Origin of the sequence: Neptuniibacter sp. CAU 1671 (assembly GCF_029222905.1) — a bacterium.
GTDB lineage: Bacteria > Pseudomonadota > Gammaproteobacteria > Pseudomonadales > Balneatricaceae > Neptuniibacter.
This window is the reverse complement of record NZ_JARHUE010000005.1, coordinates 1-15,734: the sequence shown is the minus strand read 5'-3', so window position 1 is coordinate 15,734 and position 15,734 is coordinate 1. Positions and strand designations below refer to the sequence as shown.

Sequence of the window (15,734 nt, the reverse complement as noted above, 5' to 3'; positions counted from 1 at the left end):
GATTATGGGTTTTGAAGTCCTGTATCTGTCACAAGTACCGGTTTTAGCGCCGGTAACTGATCCAGAAAGCGATTCAGGGCCTGAGCATCAGTGGTGTTTATATAGCGTGTCAGCAGTTCTTCTGACTCTGTCAGTGCCTGCAGATGAATCTGTTGCTGTTGCATGACTTTAACATCTGCATCAGAAGCATCTTTTCCCACCTGCTGTCGGTCAGTGAGGCGCTGAATCAATGTTTCTTCGTCGCAGCGACAGGCGATGATCTGCACCTTGGCTTTGAATTGCTCGGCCATTTCAATAAACATGCGACGGCTGCCACGACGGATAAAGGTGGCATCGACAACAACAGACAGACCGGCTTTCAGAAGGCGCTGGCTCAGTTCCAATAGGTGGTTCAGGGTATACAGGTTCATCTGAGGGCCATACAGGTCCAGAGATACCCCTTTTTTGCTGAGTTGCTTGAACAGTCGTTTACGTTCGACATCGGAGCGCAGCCGGATCAGCGGGCTGCGTTGCAGCATCAGTTCGCTGAGAAAACTCTTACCACTGCCTGACAGACCCTGCATCAGATACAGGACCGGTTGCTGCCGGTTAGCATAGTGTTCTGTCAGAGACAGGTAATGGCGCATGCCTGGCAGATCCAGATGCGGTCCTAGCACAGCAACCTTGGCACGTACCATGGCGCGATAGGATTTGTAAAAATTCAGTAATGGCAGCGCTTCATAATCACCCAGTAACTCCAGGTAATGGTTCAGGCAACGGTTCGCCAGACTGAATTCGCCGTTGGCTTCCAGATCCATCAGCAGAAAAGCCAGATCGCTGATGGTGTCTATCCAGCTGAAGCGTGGGTTGAACTCAATGCAGTCAAACAGTCTGAGTTCGCCGTTGTACAGCGTGATATTGGCCAGATGAAGATCGCCGTGACACTCCCGGACATGCCCGTCCAGTTTGCGCTGTTCGATCAGCGGGGTCAGCCGGCGAAACAGTTGTGCGGTTTTCTGCAGCAGCACCTGAACCCGGTGGCAGTCATCGAGGGTATTCACTGTGTTGCTGATATGGCTGAAATTGTCTGAGACAACCTCCCAGATGGTTTCCGGCTCGCCCAGTGGACTGTCGGGTGCAATGATCGGAACTTTGCGGTGGAATTTGGCAATCTGTTTTGCCAGTTTGTAGATCCATTCCGGTTTGAACTGGTGTCCTGCAAGCAACAGATCAAGCCGTTCCTTAGGGTCAAACTGCTGCATTTTGATGGCATATTCGAGGATGGATTCTGTGGCGCCAAAGACAGGCGCATCGGGCGTGCCGCCAATCGCCAGCACTTCAAGATAAATATCGGGTGCCAGGCGCTGGTTCAGCCTCAGTTCTTCATGACAGAAGTATTCTCGTTGCTCCAGTGTTGTGAAATCGAGAAAACCGAAGTCGACGGGCTTTTTCAGCTTATAGGCGTACTCTCCCGTCAGAATAATCCAGGATATATGGGTTTCGAACACTTCAATCCGTGATACCGGATGAGGGTATACTGCGGGATTGCGGAGCGAATCAATCAGTTGCATCTGTTCTGTATCACCGGGCATAGGAAGGCATTATACTTAGCCGATGGCAAAAAAGAGAGCATCCAAATCATCCCGCGGCAAAGGCCGTAGTACTCAATCGCGGGGATGGTCCCGCCGATTGTTATCCCTGTTTCTGAAATTGAGCCTGCTGGGTGTGGTCATTGCCGGTGTTGGCATGATCTACCTCGACGCTCAGGTGCGCGCTAAATTTGAGGGAAAACGCTGGGCACTTCCGGCCAAAGTGTATGCCAGGCCACTGGAGCTGTATCCGGGTCAGGCCTTAAACCGGGATGATCTCAAACTTGAACTCAAGGGACTGGGTTATCGTTTTACCCAGCGGGCAACCGCGCCCGGTATGGTGGAGTGGGCCAGTAGCCGGGCCAGAATCTATACCCGTGGTTTTGTTTTTCCAGACGGTGCAGAACCGTCACGTACCCTGTTGCTGGAATTTAACGGTGACGGTGTGCAGTCGATTCGGGATGCGCAGGGTCAATCTGTTTCTCTGACTCGTCTGGAACCGATTTTGGTCGGTGGTATCTACCCGCAGGACAATGAAGACCGTGACCTGATTCGTCTTGAAGATGCGCCGCCCTATCTGAAAGAAGCGCTGGTGGAAGTTGAGGACCGTAACTATTACCAGCATTCCGGTATTTCGCTGCGCGGAATCAGTCGGGCCATGTGGGTGAATCTGCAGGCAGGACGTTTTGTGCAGGGTGGCAGTACGCTGACCCAGCAGCTGATCAAAAACTTCTACCTCACCTCAGAGCGTTCGCTGGCACGCAAGCTGATGGAAATCCCCATGGCGTTGCTGCTGGATTTTCATTACGACAAAGATGAGATTCTTGAAGCCTACCTGAACGAAGTTTATCTGGGGCAGGCCGGTGCCCGTGCGGTGCATGGCTTTGGTCTGGCCAGCCAGTATTATTTTGCCCAGCCGATCAATGAGCTGGAACTGCATCAGGTCGCCCTGCTGGTGGGTCTGGTCAAAGGTCCTTCGTACTACGATCCGAGACGAAACCCGGAACGAGCCAAGGCACGTCGCGATCTGGTGCTGCAAATCCTGCAGGAGCAGGGCGTGATTACGCTGGAGCAACGTACCTCGGCTGAACGTAAAGGCCTCGGTGTGGTGCAGCAACGGAGTCTGCATAAAGGAGCTTACCCGGCGTATCTGGATCTCGTGAAACGACAGCTGCGTGAGGAGTACCCGCAGGAAGTTCTGAGTTCTGAAGGGATCCGGGTCTTTACCAGTCTTGATCCGGTGGTACAGGAAAACAGTGAAAATGCGCTCTCAGGACGGATCGGGCTGCTGCAGAAACGTTTTGGTCGCAGCATGGCCGAATTGCAGGGCGCCATGGTGGTCACCGATCCGCAAACCGGCGAAGTACTGGCAATGGTGGGTGGCCGCAATGCCCGCTATCAGGGATTTAACCGGGCGCTGGATGCCATGCGTCCCATCGGCTCGCTGGTTAAACCCGCCGTTTACCTGACAGCCCTTGAGCGTGGTTATACGCTTTCCAGCTTGCTGGACGATGAGCCTTACAGCGTAAAATTGCCAAACGGCAGCGAATGGCAGCCGCAGAATTTTGACCGGACCAGTCATGGCATGGTGCCGCTGCACTATGCGTTGGCGCACTCCTATAACCAGAGCACGGCGCGCCTCGGGATGGATGTGGGCGTGAGTCGGGTAGTGGATATGCTGGAGCGTCTGGGTTTTGAGCGCGAAGCCAAACCGTTCCCTTCGCTGCTGCTGGGTGCAGAGGCGATGTCGCCGGTTGAGGTGACGCAGCTTTATCAGACCATTGCAGCCAATGGCTTCCGTATTCCTTTGCGGGCGATTCGTCTGGTCACTGATGCTGACGGGGCCGAGCTATCGCGTTATCCGTTCCAGATTAAGCAGGTGGTAGAGCCGGAAACGGTGCACCTGATTCAGTATGCGATGCAGGAAGTGGCGCGTGAGGGTACAGCCCGTTCCATCTACAATCGTCTGCCTCAGGCACTGAATGTGGCCGGTAAAACCGGTACCAGTGATGACCAGCGTGACAGCTGGTTTGCTGGTTTTGCCGGGAATCGGCTGGCGGTAGTCTGGCTGGGGCTGGATAATAACGCGCAGTTGCCTTTCACCGGGTCGGGCGGGGCGTTGCAGGCCTGGATTGATCTGATGCAGCAGGAAAAGCCGCTGCCGTTTATGGCGGTTCGGCCGGAACAGATCGATTATCAGTGGGTCGAAGATCGGACAGGTCTGCTCTCTGCGGCGTATTGTGAAGGCGCACGACAGATTCCATTTATTCAGGGTACACAGCCGCAGGAACATGCGGCCTGTGCAGATAACCAAGTTGAGAGAACATTGGATTGGTTCAGGCAATGGTTCAGATAAAACAGACATACAAAGCGGTTCTGGCGCTGACACTTTTCGGTTTATTGGCAGGTTGTGCGGGTCCCAATCCGCTGGGTGGCCCGCCGGTCATCGACCGTACCAGTGAAAAAACGGCTTCTGACAATGACGTGGTTGCTCCGGCGCCACCTGAGCAGGGTGTTGCCGTAACGCCATCCCAGCGTGGCTTGGTAATTGAACAGGTGCCTGAAGCGCCCGTTGCGGCTCCTGGTCGACAAAGCAACTCAGCGGTGCTGGCCCTGCTGGATACAGCGTCGCAACAGCAGCGGCAGGGAGCTACCCGGGAAGCGGCCAGTAGTCTGGAGCGAGCGCAACGCATTGCGCCGCGGGATCCTGAAGTCTATTTCCGCCTGGCCGATCTTCGGCGCAGTGAGCGCCAGTGGTATCAGGCGGAGCAACTGGCATTACGCGGCACCGATCTGGCGATTGGTGACAGTGTCATGCTTAAACGCCTGTGGACGTTGATAGCGGATATTCGCAACGGTGCGGGCAACCGTGAAGGTGCTGCTGAAGCCCGCACACGTGCAAGTCGATATTGATCGGATCAGAGATCAGCGACCAATCGCAGGATATCCAGCGTAGAGACCGCACCGCAGATCTGATCATCTTCGGTGATAAACACCCGATGGATGCCTTTATTGTGCATCAGAGCCGATAATGCCGGCACGCTGGTGTCTGCAGGTGCCGTGATTAGCGCCTGGGTCATGATCTCACTCACCAGATGACTTTGGTGTTGATTCACATCTTTAAAACCCAGCTCATCCGGCGTGGCGCCCTCTGCCATATTGCAGTAGTACTGCGTCATTGGGTTTTCTTCCATGGAGTGTCTCGGCACTCCATCAAAGGTCAGGATATCACTCAGACTGACCACGCCTACAAACTCCCGTTGTGCCGATAAAACAGGCGCTCCGGAGATTTTATGACGATTGAAAAAGTCGATCAGTGTTTGAATGGACCAGTGCTCTGAGGCGGTCAGAAGTTCCCGGGTCATGATTTCCCCGGCGGTATACTGCTGCAGCGTGCGCATTATTATTCTCCTCACATCTGCTTACCCATACAGCATAGCAGTCGCTGCTGGATTGGCGAGGGAAGGGGTGGTTCAGCGCAGCAGTCGTTGTTGCCAGGTTAACAGCAGCAGTGCGGTCGCGAGTGCCAGAGCGTAGCCAGGCAACGACTGGTATTGCGGTAGTAAACTGCCATGGCTGAAGATCAGCAGTGCCAGGCTCAGTGGAACGAGGGTAATAAAGCCGGTGAGTCTGGCCTGCATGTTGGACAGTTTTGGCAGCGATGCAAGTAGCAGTATGACGGATGCTACAGCCACGATCTGGCTGTAGAGGTCACCCTGCTCTGCACGGCGCATCAGCTCAAACAGGGCAAAAAGGGCCAGCAGCCAGCGGCCCCATGCGGCGCGACTCCAGTCTTTCTGCCAGGCCTGCGCAATCAGTGCAGTGGCGAGTAAAGGCAGAGCCGCATAAAAAGCCAGATTATCCAGCATGCGCTGAAAGGTGAGCAGGTCCTGAGTGGTTGCTTCCAGTGTCAGCTCGCCGAGACTGGCTGCCGCCAGAAAAGCGGCTGACAGGCTGATAACAAAACTGGCAGTCTCCTGTTTTTGTTCAGCACGCCGATAGCTTTGCCCTGCCAATAGCAGGGCGCAGACCAACAGAATCGTTTCGGCTATCAGGATCAACATGATTACAGAGCTGCAAACACCTGATCAGCGGCTGCTAGGGTTTGCTCAATATCTTCCTGGGTATGCGAAGCTGAAACAAATCCGGCTTCAAACGCAGAAGGCGCCAGATACACACCCTGCTCAAGCATGCCGTGGAAGAATTTGGAGAAACGCGCTGCATCACAAGCCATGGTTTCACTGAAGCTTGTTACCTGCGGCTGCTCAGTGAAAAACAGACCAAACATGCCGCCGACCCGGCTGGTGGTAAACGGCACACCATGGGACATGGCGACAGCCTGTAAACCTTCAGTTAGAAATTCTACTTTGGCGGAAAGCTGCTCATAAAAGCCGGGCTGACTGATGGCGTTAAGCATGGCCAAACCTGCCGCCATGGCCAGTGGGTTACCTGACAGAGTGCCTGCCTGATACACCGGACCTAGCGGAGCAATGTGCTGCATGATCTCTTTTTTACCGCCAAAAGCACCGACAGGAAGGCCGCCACCAATCACTTTGCCCAGCGTCGTCAGGTCAGGTTTGATGTTATAGACTGACTGGGCACCGCCCAGAGCGACACGGAATCCGGTCATCACCTCATCAAAAATCAGCACGGAGCCGTACTGATCACAGACTTCACGCAGACCTTCGAGGAAACCTGCAACGGGAGGAATGCAGTTCATGTTGCCGGCAACCGGTTCGACGATAATGCAGGCGACCTGATCGCCCACTTCGGCAAAGGCCGTACGTACACTGTCGATATCGTTGTAATTCAGGGTGATGGTGTGTTCTGCCAGAGCTGCCGGTACGCCGGGGGAGTTAGGTTCACCCAGTGTCAGTGCGCCGGAGCCCGCTTTAACCAGCAGAGAATCGGAGTGGCCGTGGTAGCAGCCCTCAAACTTCACTATCTTGTCACGGCCGGTATAACCACGCGCCAGTCGGATCGCGCTCATGGTGGCTTCAGTGCCGGAGTTCACCATGCGTACCATTTCCAGCGACGGCATGATCTCGCAGACCTTGTCGGCCATGGTGATTTCGATTTCGGTGGGAGCGCCAAATCCCAGACCTTTTTCGAGCGACTGCTTAACCGCGTTGATCACGTCAGGATTGCAGTGTCCAAGGATCATCGGACCCCATGAGCCGACGTAGTCGATGTACTTGTTGCCATCTTCGTCAAACAGGTAAGCGCCTTCGCCATGGTTAAAAAATACCGGGGTCCCGCCCACACCTTTGAATGCGCGTACCGGGGAGTTCACGCCACCCGGGATATGGATCTGTGCTGCCTGAAAAAGCTCATCGGATCGGGACATAGGTATCTCTCTGTGTTTTAACGCTGAAAAAGCCGGGAAAACTGTTCTGCAGTCTGGGAGATCGCCGCACTGGCATAGAGTGCGTGGATAACAGCGATCATATCTGCACCGGCATCAATAACCTGCGGGGCATTATCTACACTTATGCCGCCAATCGCCACTATTGGGCGGTCGATTAGCGTACTTGCCTGCTGGAGCAACGCCAGTGGTGCCGGTTTGGCATCGGGTTTACTTTTTGAGGGGAAAAAGGCGCCAAAGGCAACATAGTCAGCCCCTGCGGCAACGGCATCCTGCGCTAAAGGCAGTTGATCATGGCAGGTCACTCCGATTATGGCGTTGCTGCCAAGGCGTTGTCTGGCTGCGCTCACCTGCCCATCGGACTGACCAAGATGCACACCGTCAGCGGCTGACTGGTAAGCCAGTTCAATATCGTCATTGATGATCAGGGGTACGCCATAGCGATTGCACAGGCTTTTTAATGCCAAAGCTTGTGTGAGTCTTTGGGGCTGATCGCTGCTCTTATCCCGATACTGCAGGATTCTGACGCCGCCTTGCAGGCTTTGCTCAACAAAATCCAGCATAGTGGCCAGGTCGGGCATCAGGCTGGCGTCGGTAATGGCATAAAGCCCGGTAAGAGATGAATTCATAAACGGGTATATTGTCGGTAAAAAGTATCCAGTTGGTCGCGGGTCAGTACGCCGGACAGGCGGCCTTCAAAACCAGTGATACAGAGGGCGTCCACTTCTTCGGCAGTGAGTTTTTCCAGTGCCTCTAACAGCGTGGCCTGAATGCCCAGTTGGCCGCAGTCGAGTCGTAATGCGGGCATCTCCAGCAATTCAATGCGTTCAGCGTCCGGGTGTTCACGCATGTATGCCACCAAATCTGCAGGGGGCAGCAGGCTCTGCGGGGTTTCATCAATCACAAGCCAGGACGGGTTGCGCGTCAGAAGCTCTGTTGCTTCCTGAGCGCTGATCGATTTCGCTACGCGGATGATGTCAGTATGCATCAGGCTGCTCACTGCACTTCGACTCAGCACCTGCTGCACCGGTTTGAGCCTGAAATCCATACCCTGAGCACGCATCATGGCGATAAACACCGAGGGCAGATTAAACACATATCGGGCAATCAGATTGGCAACCACAATGGCAATCATGGCCGGGAACAGGATGTTGGGGTTTGAGGTTAACTCCATGATGGCTATCAGTGCAGCCAGTGGGGCATTGAGTACGGCAGCCATCATGCTGCCCATGCCCAGCAACGCATAAAAACCCTGATGAGTTACTTCCTGCTCTACTGCACTGCTGCCCAGAATGCCCAGCGCGCTGCCCGCAATCGCTCCAATAAAAAACGTAGGACCGATCAGGCCAGCGGGAATGCCCAGCCCAATAATAACCGGTGTGATCAGCACTTTAACCAGCAAAATGAGCAACAGGGTTGTGAGTACCAACTTACCTTCAAGCGCCGAACTGACGGTGTCATAACCAACGCCCATGATTTCTGGCACATAGATGGCGCAGGCACCGGTCATAACACCGGCGAGTATCAGACGGTAGCTAAGATGAAAACGGGGTTGGCTGGACCAGCGGGTGACCAGACTCACTAAACGGATAAACAGGCTGGCAAGCAGGCCGATCACGACACCGAGAAAAAGCACATACGGCACTTCGTTGAGAGAATGGATCTGCATGGCGGGCACGCTCATGATCTGCTCCGGTCCCAGCAGCAGATGCATCACCAGAGTGGCCGCGGCTGCGGCGGCCATGACTGGCATGAAGCCGAGCACGCTATATTCCATCAGCACAACTTCCATGGCAAAAATGACGCCCGCCAGTGGCGTGTTGAACATCGCGGCGATGCCTGCGGCGGTTCCGCAACCTGCCAGAATGCGCAGGGTATTATTCGGCAGGCGTAATTTCTGGCCCAGCAGACTTCCGCTGGCGGCACCCAGATGAACAGCGGGACCCTCTTTGCCGGCAGAGTGCCCGGTCAGTAGTGCGATCAGTGCGGCGATAAACTGTAATAGCGCATTTTTGAGGGGAAGTTGACCCTGGTGATATGAGATGCGCTCCAGCAGGTGCGCTACCCCTACTTTTCTGTCCAGAGGTGCCAATGGCGCCAGCAATGCAAGCAGGATCAGGCTGCCTGCCACCGGTAAACTGAAACGAAGCCAGGCGGGCAAACTCTCAAAACCTTCATGATCGCAATTGGGCAAGAGTTGCTCCAGTGGCCATTCCAGCGCCATCCGAAACAGGCCCAGAACCAAACCGCAGAGCACGCCGCAGAGCACGCCCAGAATAACCATTTGCGGCAGTGCCTCAGCAAAGGATAAACGGTGGCGAAAGGATTTCAGAGAGGCGGCGTATTTTTGCATTACACACTCAATGGCATAAGTAATGTCACAGACGTCATTTGGTACTGCTGGCCCGGAAACCTGAGTTTAAGGCTACATTAAAGCGTTATCTTACACTATTGGTAGGGTGGAATCTGTGGTCATGGCGCGGAGGGCTTTGTATCATAGACACTGGTTTAATTCCTGTTGATGAGGTCATCGTGATTAAAGTAGGTATCGTAGGCGGTACGGGCTATACCGGCGTTGAATTGTTACGTTTGCTGGCAAACCATCCGAATGTTGAGGTGACGGTTATTACTTCGCGTTCTGAAGAAGGTGTTGCTGTTGCAGACATGTATCCGAACCTACGCGGCCATCATGACCTGAAATTTACGGTACCCGACATAGATCAACTGGCTGAGTGTGCAGTGGTGTTTTTTGCGACGCCTCATGGCGTGGCGATGAAAATGGCGCCCGAACTGGTTAAGCGCGGCGTGAAGGTGATCGACCTGGGTGCAGACTTCCGGATCAAGGATCTTGATACCTGGTCGCGCTGGTACGGTATGGAGCATACGGAGCCGGAAATGGCTGAGCTTGCGGTTTATGGTCTGCCTGAAGTGAACCGCGCGGCTATTAAAGAAGCTCAGCTGATCGCGTGCCCGGGTTGTTACCCGACCGCAACGCAGCTGGCGTTTATTCCTCTGCTGGAACAGGGGTTGGTGGATCATCGTCGTCTGATTGCGGATTGTAAATCAGGTGTCAGTGGTGCGGGTCGTGCCGCTAAAGTCAGCTCTCTGTTGTGCGAAGCCAGCGAAAGTTTCAGTGCCTATGGCGCTTCGGGTCATCGTCATCTGCCCGAGATCAAGCAGGGTCTCTCTGACGCGGCGGGTCGTCCTGTAGGACTGACTTTTGTGCCTCATCTGACCCCGATGATCCGCGGTATTCATGCAACCTGTTATGCGGTGCTGAAAGATCCGGTTGATATGGGGCTGCAGGCGTTGTTTGAGTCACGTTATAAAGATGAGCCATTTGTTGATGTGATGCCTGCCGGCAGTCATCCGCAAACACGCAGTGTGAAAGGTGCCAATATGTGCCGTGTCAGTTTGCATCAGCCTCAGGGTGAGGATGTGCTGGTAGTGCTGTCTGTTATCGATAATCTGGTAAAAGGCGCTGCAGGTCAGGCTGTGCAGAATATGAACATCATGCTGAATCTGGATGAAACTGCCGGGCTTAATCTGGTAGGCTTGATGCCATAATACTTGACTATTTTAGTTGGTTAAGTGGATAATTGAGTCCTAGTAACCGATGTGTATAGAGCAATGATCGAAACAGAAGATCCAAACACACCACTGGTTTTCACTGAGGCGGCTGCCCGTAAAGTGAAAACGCTGATGGAAGAAGAAGCTAACGACAGCCTGAAACTACGTGTTTTTATTACGGGTGGTGGCTGTGCGGGTTTCTCCTATGGCTTTACCTTTGATGAGCAGTCTGCTGAAGATGATACTGTGGTTGAACGCGACGGTGTTACGCTGGTGGTTGATCCAATGAGTTTTCAGTACCTGGCTGGCGCACAGGTTGACTACAAGGAAGGGCTTCAGGGCTCGCAGTTTGTGATTAACAACCCCAACGCCACCACGACGTGCGGTTGCGGTTCTTCTTTTTCTATCTAAGATATTTCGTATAGTCTGGCATAAGTGGAGGTGTTGCTTTGAAATGGCTGGCGCCTCTGCTCATGCTGCTATCTGCTTCTCTCGCAGCAGCTCCCTTGCAATCTCCTGTGCCTGACCAGCCCGGTTTGATGGCCTATTTAGTCAAGCACACCCCTTCAGAGCTTGAGTTATTGTTTCAACGGGCCGCGATGCTGGCGGACAATGAATCAATTCGCTCGCATGAACCTGTGGTATTTATACTGCACGGGGATGAAACATTTGCGTTCCTGAATGCCAATGCTGAGAAAAATGCACATCTGATCTCGCTGGCTAAAGCGCTGGATGATAAACGCGTCATTGATGTCAAAGTGTGTGAAATCTGGATGCAGGCCAATGGGGTTTCACGTGATGAGTTGCCTGCCTTTATCGATACTGTGCCCGATGGGCCGGCGCTCGGTCGCCAGCTTCGCGCAGCGGGTTATCTCTATTTCTAATCAGGCCGGGTAGATTGCGCCCAGAATGCGAGGCCCTTCAGCGCCCGTTACTTCCGGCAGATTGCCGCTTTGCTGGCTGAGGCAGCGCCAGGCCAGCCAGGCAAAAGCAGCGGCTTCAACCCAGTCTGGATCAAGGCCCAACTCACTGGTCAGAGCAACTTTATGCTCAGGCAGTTCCGCTTTTATGGCGTTGATCAGTGCAGAATTTCGAGCACCGCCACCGCAGATATAAACTTCAAAGTCAGGCTGCTGAGATTGTTTTTTTATCGCATCTGCAGTGCTCTTTGCCGTCAGAGCAAGCAAAGTGGCCTGGACATCCTGCGGTGCAGACGTTGAAAATTCATCAGACAGCTGGGACTCAAGCCAGGCGAGATTAAAGCGTTCCCGGCCGGTGCTTTTGGGGGCGGCGGCGGCAAAAAACGGTTCATCCATCAGCCTTTGCAGCAGCGTTTCAATTCGGTCTCCCGACGCAGCCCACTGTCCGTCCAGATCAAAAGGTTGTTGCAGGTGTTTTTCTATCCAGCCATCCAGCAGTACATTCCCTGGTCCTGTATCAAAACCGGTCACGGGGGATTTTGGATTGCCAGGCAGGTGGGTGATGTTGGCCATGCCGCCAATATTGAGAATAAACCGTTCAGCGTCGGGTTTCCTGAATAAAGCGGCATGGAAGGCGGGTACCAGCGGTGCGCCCTGACCACCCGCTGCCAGATCCCGCTGACGGAATTGGCCCACCGTTGTGACACCGGTTCTTTCTGCAATCCGACTGGGGTCGCCAATTTGCATTGAATAACCTAACTCAGGATGGTGCCGGACGGTCTGGCCGTGACTGCCAATGGCTTTTATAAGATGTCGGTTATTGCTCGTAATGAGTTCAGATGCAGCATTCGCAAAGCAGTCAGCGATGACACCGTCGATTTGCGCAATACGCTGTACTTCATTTGCTGCCGGTTGGCAGAGATTCAGAATTTCAGCACGAAGTGTGTCGGGATATTGCCCGCAATGGGCGGATAGTAATTTGAAGCTGGGTTCAAACTGCACCAGCGCAGCATCAATGCCATCTACGCTGGTGCCGGACATCAGGCCGATGTACAGATCAGCCGGATCGCTCATTGGCTGAGCTGAGCCACTTGGGTGGCCTGATAGGTTTCCAGCTGAGCCATCAGCTTGTTGGCTGCAAGGTCGAAAGATCCACGCTCGGATTTGGCGACTGGTTCTGCCTGAGGCAGTTTTACGGTAAGTGGGTTTTTATGCACGTCGTTGAGGCGGAATTCGTAATGCAGGTGAGGGCCTGTCGCTAAACCGCTGGAACCTACAAAACCAATCACCTGACCCTGCTTTACGCGAGAGCCAACGGACTGCCCCCGTTTGAAGCTTTTCATGTGTGCATAAAGTGTTGTGATGTTGCTGCCGTGCTGAACAATCACAACGTTGCCGTAACCACCCTTGACGCCCCGGAAAATGATTTTGCCATCACCTGCCGATTTAATCGGGGTGCCGGTGCTTGCCGCATAATCAACGCCTTTGTGCGCACGAATCCGGTTAAGCACAGGGTGTTTGCGTTTCAGGTCAAAGCGCGAACTGATACGGGCAAAATCAACTGGTGAGCGCAAAAAGGCTTTGCGCATGCTATAGCCATCCGGTGTGAAGTAATTGCTGTCGCCCTCTGAATTGGTATAGCGCAGAGCTGTGAACGTGTTTCCCTGGTTGGTAAATTGCGCTGCCAGAATAGGGCCTTCATCAATTTTTTCGCCGTCCAGGAAGTGTTCTTCATACATGACGCTAAAGCTATCGCCCTCGCGGATATCTAAAACAAAATCCACATCCCAGCCAAACAGACTGGCCAGCTCCATGATTTTTTTGTTGGATAGACCGGCGCGTTCACCGTCCACAAACAGCGAGTTCACAATGGTACCGGACGTGAATTGCTGCCGAACTTCAGGGACTCGCTCAATTTTTTCTACGCTGAACCCAGAATCCTGTGCAGTGATGAGGGTGCTTACCAGCTGAGATTCGATGTAACGCAGTTTTTTCAGCTCGCCGCCTTCAATCAGGAAAGCAAGGGTTTCGCCCGGGTGCATGCGGCTGAAGGTTTTATGCGGCTTGGTGGCGCTGGCAACGTTATAGACATCACGTGCAGTCAAACCGGCTTTTTTGAATAAAGTTGTTAGGTTATCGCCGCTGGAAACCTGATATTTAACCCAGTTTTCCGGTACAGCTTCAGGAGCAACCGGTTCTGCCTCTGCTTGAATCACTTCTGTTTCAGCGGGCAGATCGGCAATGTTGGACGTTGGGGGTAAAGATTCGAGCGTAGTTTCGGATGGCGTGCTTTCACTGATATCCAGTGTGATGCTTCGCGTGGCCGATACTTCTTCAGAGGGCACCAATAACAAAACAATACTGACAATAAAAATACATGCGCTGGCTGCAATAAGATGAATCGTTGGAAAGCTGCCTTTAAAGCGCTTGATGCGATCTAACACGCTCTGCTCCTGATGTAACAAGTGTAATAACCGGACATTATGCCATCTCCTTTTAATATTGTCGGCATCAGAATGTCAAACTCGATAGGTAGATATTTGTTTGCATCCGTTCCTGCCGCTAGAATATGGCCTCTTTTTTCACCCATTATTACTACCGGAAACTGAATACCTCATGAGCGCAACATTGCTACAAGATCTAAAAGCCCGAGGGCTGATAGCGCAGATGACCAGCGAAGACGAGCTGGAACAACACTTGGCCAATGGCAATGTGACCCTGTACTGCGGTTTCGACCCGACAGCGGATAGTCTGCATCTTGGTCATCTGGTTCCACTGTTGGTGTTGACCCGGTTTCAGGATGAGGGTCACAAACCAATTGCATTGGTTGGCGGCGCTACCGGTTTAATTGGTGATCCGAGCTTTAAAGCGGCGGAACGGCAGCTAAATACACCTGATATTGTATCGGGCTGGGTTGAAAAGATTCGTAGTCAGGTCAGTCAGTTCCTCAAATTCGAGGGCGTTGAAAATCCTGCAATCGTGGCTAATAACCTTGATTGGACGGGTGATATGAATGTGCTCGATTTCTTGCGCAATATTGGCAAGCATTTCTCTGTGAATGCGATGATCAATAAAGAGTCAGTTCAGCAACGCTTGAACCGTGATGGTGCCGGTATCTCTTTTACCGAATTTTCTTACGCGCTCCTGCAGGGTATGGACTTCGCTGAATTGAATCGTCGCCATGGCTGTACTCTGCAGATTGGTGGTTCAGATCAATGGGGTAACATTGTTGGTGGTATTGATCTGTCGCGTCGCCAGAATGGTGCGCAGGTGTTCGGGCTAACGGTTCCGCTAATCACTAAAGCGGATGGCACAAAATTTGGTAAAACCGAAGCGGGTGCGGTCTGGCTGGATCCGGCGAAAACCTCTCCCTACAACTTCTTCCAGTTCTGGATGAATACCGCAGACGCGGATGTCTATAAATTCCTTAATTACTTTACCTTCCTGCCTGCTGAGCAGATTCAGCAGATTGAACGTGAGGATGCTGAGCGAGAAGGTCGTCCTCAGGCTCAGGCGATTCTGGCAGAGGAAGTGACACGGCTGGTGCATGGTGAGGCGGGCCTGACGGCCGCAAAACGGATTACTGAAGCGCTTTTCTCGGGTGATACTTCCAGTTTGAGTGAACAGGATTATGAGCAGCTGGCGCTGGATGGTCTGCCAAGTTCTGCCCTTTCAGGCGCTGATCTGGCGGAAACACCGCTGACTACACTGTTGTCTGATGCGGGATTGGCACCGGGCGGTAAGCAGGTGAAAGATGCGTTGCAACGCAATGCTGTGCTGGTTAACGGTCAGGCCTATGGTGTTGATGACAATATGCGGGCGGCTGAGATCTTTACTCAGACACAGGCTAAGTATCAGAAATACTTCCTTGTGAAGCTGGGTAAGAAAAAGCATCACCTCTTTACTCTCTGATGCCGTACTTAAAAAAAGGCGCGTTGCGCCTTTTTTTAAGTAACTGAGATTTTCCTGTTGACCTAAAAAGTGTGGGGTGTAGAATGCGCCTCCCTGACCTGACGAGGGCACTGCTAAGCAGGCTTTTGAAGTACAGGTCAGGCCTTAGTAACTGAATGAAATTGTTTGTTTTTTGTTCGTTTTACTGAGGTTGAAGTCAAACGTTTTCCGGTCGTGATAAATTCTGGATTTGGATAAAAATAACGGTTGACTTTGAAGAGGCGGGAAGTAGAATATGCGCCTCGCTTGGACGGAAGTTCAAGCCCGCTCTTTAACAACTTGATCAGATAATTCGTGTGGGCGCTTGTTGGGATAGTGCAAAGCATTATCAAGACAAGCAACCAAGTGAATTCATTTAAG

15 protein-coding genes are annotated in these 15,734 nt (G+C 53.0%); 6 read left to right on the top strand and 9 right to left on the bottom strand.

Annotated features, from left to right (window positions below):
• Nucleotides 1–2: 2 nt before the first annotated feature.
• Entirely contained in the window at nucleotides 3–1,550 is a 1,548-nt protein-coding gene (locus tag P2G53_RS09625) for a bifunctional aminoglycoside phosphotransferase/ATP-binding protein (RefSeq protein ID WP_275816627.1), read from the bottom strand.
• 118 nt (nucleotides 1,551–1,668) lie between these two features.
• Here P2G53_RS09625 and mrcB point away from each other — a divergent pair, with 118 nt between their 5' ends.
• Together mrcB and P2G53_RS09615 are read left to right on the top strand one after the other, a co-directional pair.
• Nucleotides 1,669–3,924 carry a penicillin-binding protein 1B gene (gene mrcB, locus P2G53_RS09620; protein ID WP_275816625.1) on the top strand — a complete coding sequence of 752 codons (2,256 nt, stop codon included), beginning with the start codon at nucleotides 1,669–1,671 and terminating at the stop codon, nucleotides 3,922–3,924.
• Nucleotides 3,912–4,481: a hypothetical protein gene (locus P2G53_RS09615; protein WP_275816623.1), complete on the top strand. Its 570-nt coding sequence runs from the start codon at nucleotides 3,912–3,914 to the stop codon at nucleotides 4,479–4,481. The genes mrcB and P2G53_RS09615 overlap by 13 nt, the downstream gene beginning before the upstream one ends.
• Nucleotides 4,482–4,486: 5 nt before the next feature.
• Here the strand turns inward: P2G53_RS09615 and P2G53_RS09610 are convergent, their stop codons facing one another.
• The 5 genes from P2G53_RS09610 to P2G53_RS09590 form a co-directional block, all read right to left on the bottom strand.
• The gene (locus P2G53_RS09610) at nucleotides 4,487–4,969 is read right to left on the bottom strand and encodes a CBS domain-containing protein (RefSeq protein ID WP_275816621.1); all 483 of its coding nucleotides are present in this window, start codon (nucleotides 4,967–4,969) and stop codon (nucleotides 4,487–4,489) included.
• A gap of 72 nt (nucleotides 4,970–5,041) precedes the next feature.
• A complete protein-coding gene (locus P2G53_RS09605) occupies nucleotides 5,042–5,632 on the bottom strand; it encodes a hypothetical protein (RefSeq protein ID WP_275816619.1) in 591 nt (196 codons plus the stop codon).
• 2 nt (nucleotides 5,633–5,634) lie between these two features.
• On the bottom strand, nucleotides 5,635–6,915 hold the full coding sequence (hemL, locus tag P2G53_RS09600; RefSeq protein ID WP_275816617.1) for a glutamate-1-semialdehyde 2,1-aminomutase: 1,281 nt from the start codon (nucleotides 6,913–6,915) through the stop codon (nucleotides 5,635–5,637).
• Between the two features lie 17 nt (nucleotides 6,916–6,932).
• Nucleotides 6,933–7,562 (bottom strand): thiamine phosphate synthase, encoded by a 630-nt coding sequence (thiE, locus tag P2G53_RS09595; RefSeq protein ID WP_275816615.1) that lies wholly within the window; start codon nucleotides 7,560–7,562, stop codon nucleotides 6,933–6,935.
• Entirely contained in the window at nucleotides 7,559–9,286 is a 1,728-nt protein-coding gene (locus P2G53_RS09590) for a chloride channel protein (protein ID WP_275816613.1), read from the bottom strand. The genes thiE and P2G53_RS09590 overlap by 4 nt, the downstream gene beginning before the upstream one ends.
• A 179-nt stretch (nucleotides 9,287–9,465) precedes the next feature.
• Between P2G53_RS09590 and argC the strand changes: the two genes are divergently transcribed.
• From argC to P2G53_RS09575, 3 genes are all read left to right on the top strand, one after another.
• Nucleotides 9,466–10,500, top strand: a complete 1,035-nt coding sequence (gene argC, locus P2G53_RS09585) for an N-acetyl-gamma-glutamyl-phosphate reductase (protein ID WP_275816612.1) — start codon at nucleotides 9,466–9,468, stop codon at nucleotides 10,498–10,500.
• 63 nt (nucleotides 10,501–10,563) lie between these two features.
• Nucleotides 10,564–10,914, top strand: a complete 351-nt coding sequence (gene erpA, locus P2G53_RS09580; protein ID WP_275816610.1) for an iron-sulfur cluster insertion protein ErpA — start codon at nucleotides 10,564–10,566, stop codon at nucleotides 10,912–10,914.
• A 95-nt stretch (nucleotides 10,915–11,009) separates the two neighbouring features.
• Nucleotides 11,010–11,387 (top strand): DsrE family protein, encoded by a 378-nt coding sequence (locus P2G53_RS09575; protein ID WP_275816608.1) that lies wholly within the window; start codon nucleotides 11,010–11,012, stop codon nucleotides 11,385–11,387.
• Here the strand turns inward: P2G53_RS09575 and P2G53_RS09570 are convergent, their stop codons facing one another.
• Together P2G53_RS09570 and P2G53_RS09565 are read right to left on the bottom strand one after the other, a co-directional pair.
• Nucleotides 11,388–12,497 carry an anhydro-N-acetylmuramic acid kinase gene (locus P2G53_RS09570; protein WP_275816606.1) on the bottom strand — a complete coding sequence of 370 codons (1,110 nt, stop codon included), beginning with the start codon at nucleotides 12,495–12,497 and terminating at the stop codon, nucleotides 11,388–11,390.
• On the bottom strand, nucleotides 12,494–13,867 hold the full coding sequence (locus P2G53_RS09565; protein ID WP_275816605.1) for a peptidoglycan DD-metalloendopeptidase family protein: 1,374 nt from the start codon (nucleotides 13,865–13,867) through the stop codon (nucleotides 12,494–12,496). Before P2G53_RS09565 ends, P2G53_RS09570 begins: the two co-directional genes overlap by 4 nt.
• A 172-nt stretch (nucleotides 13,868–14,039) precedes the next feature.
• Between P2G53_RS09565 and tyrS the strand changes: the two genes are divergently transcribed.
• Nucleotides 14,040–15,335, top strand: a complete 1,296-nt coding sequence (gene tyrS, locus P2G53_RS09560) for a tyrosine--tRNA ligase (RefSeq protein ID WP_275816603.1) — start codon at nucleotides 14,040–14,042, stop codon at nucleotides 15,333–15,335.
• 137 nt (nucleotides 15,336–15,472) lie between these two features.
• Here tyrS and P2G53_RS09555 read toward each other — a convergent pair.
• Nucleotides 15,473–15,734, bottom strand: a 262-nt coding sequence (locus P2G53_RS09555) for a hypothetical protein (RefSeq protein WP_275816601.1), incomplete at its 5' end; no start/stop codon positions are given.

What these genes read in the sequence shown, in the direction of transcription:
- P2G53_RS09625 (WP_275816627.1), bottom strand. Translation starts at nt 1,550, where the DNA reads ATGCAACTGATTGATTCGCTCCGCAATCCCGCAGTATACCCTCATCCG.
- P2G53_RS09615 (WP_275816623.1), top strand. Translation starts at nt 3,912, where the DNA reads ATGGTTCAGATAAAACAGACATACAAAGCGGTTCTGGCGCTGACACTT.
- P2G53_RS09610 (WP_275816621.1), bottom strand. Translation starts at nt 4,969, where the DNA reads ATGCGCACGCTGCAGCAGTATACCGCCGGGGAAATCATGACCCGGGAA.
- P2G53_RS09605 (WP_275816619.1), bottom strand. Translation starts at nt 5,632, where the DNA reads ATGTTGATCCTGATAGCCGAAACGATTCTGTTGGTCTGCGCCCTGCTA.
- hemL (WP_275816617.1), bottom strand. Translation starts at nt 6,915, where the DNA reads ATGTCCCGATCCGATGAGCTTTTTCAGGCAGCACAGATCCATATCCCG.
- thiE (WP_275816615.1), bottom strand. Translation starts at nt 7,562, where the DNA reads ATGAATTCATCTCTTACCGGGCTTTATGCCATTACCGACGCCAGCCTG.
- P2G53_RS09590 (WP_275816613.1), bottom strand. Translation starts at nt 9,286, where the DNA reads ATGCAAAAATACGCCGCCTCTCTGAAATCCTTTCGCCACCGTTTATCC.
- erpA (WP_275816610.1), top strand. Translation starts at nt 10,564, where the DNA reads ATGATCGAAACAGAAGATCCAAACACACCACTGGTTTTCACTGAGGCG.
- P2G53_RS09570 (WP_275816606.1), bottom strand. Translation starts at nt 12,497, where the DNA reads ATGAGCGATCCGGCTGATCTGTACATCGGCCTGATGTCCGGCACCAGC.
- tyrS (WP_275816603.1), top strand. Translation starts at nt 14,040, where the DNA reads ATGAGCGCAACATTGCTACAAGATCTAAAAGCCCGAGGGCTGATAGCG.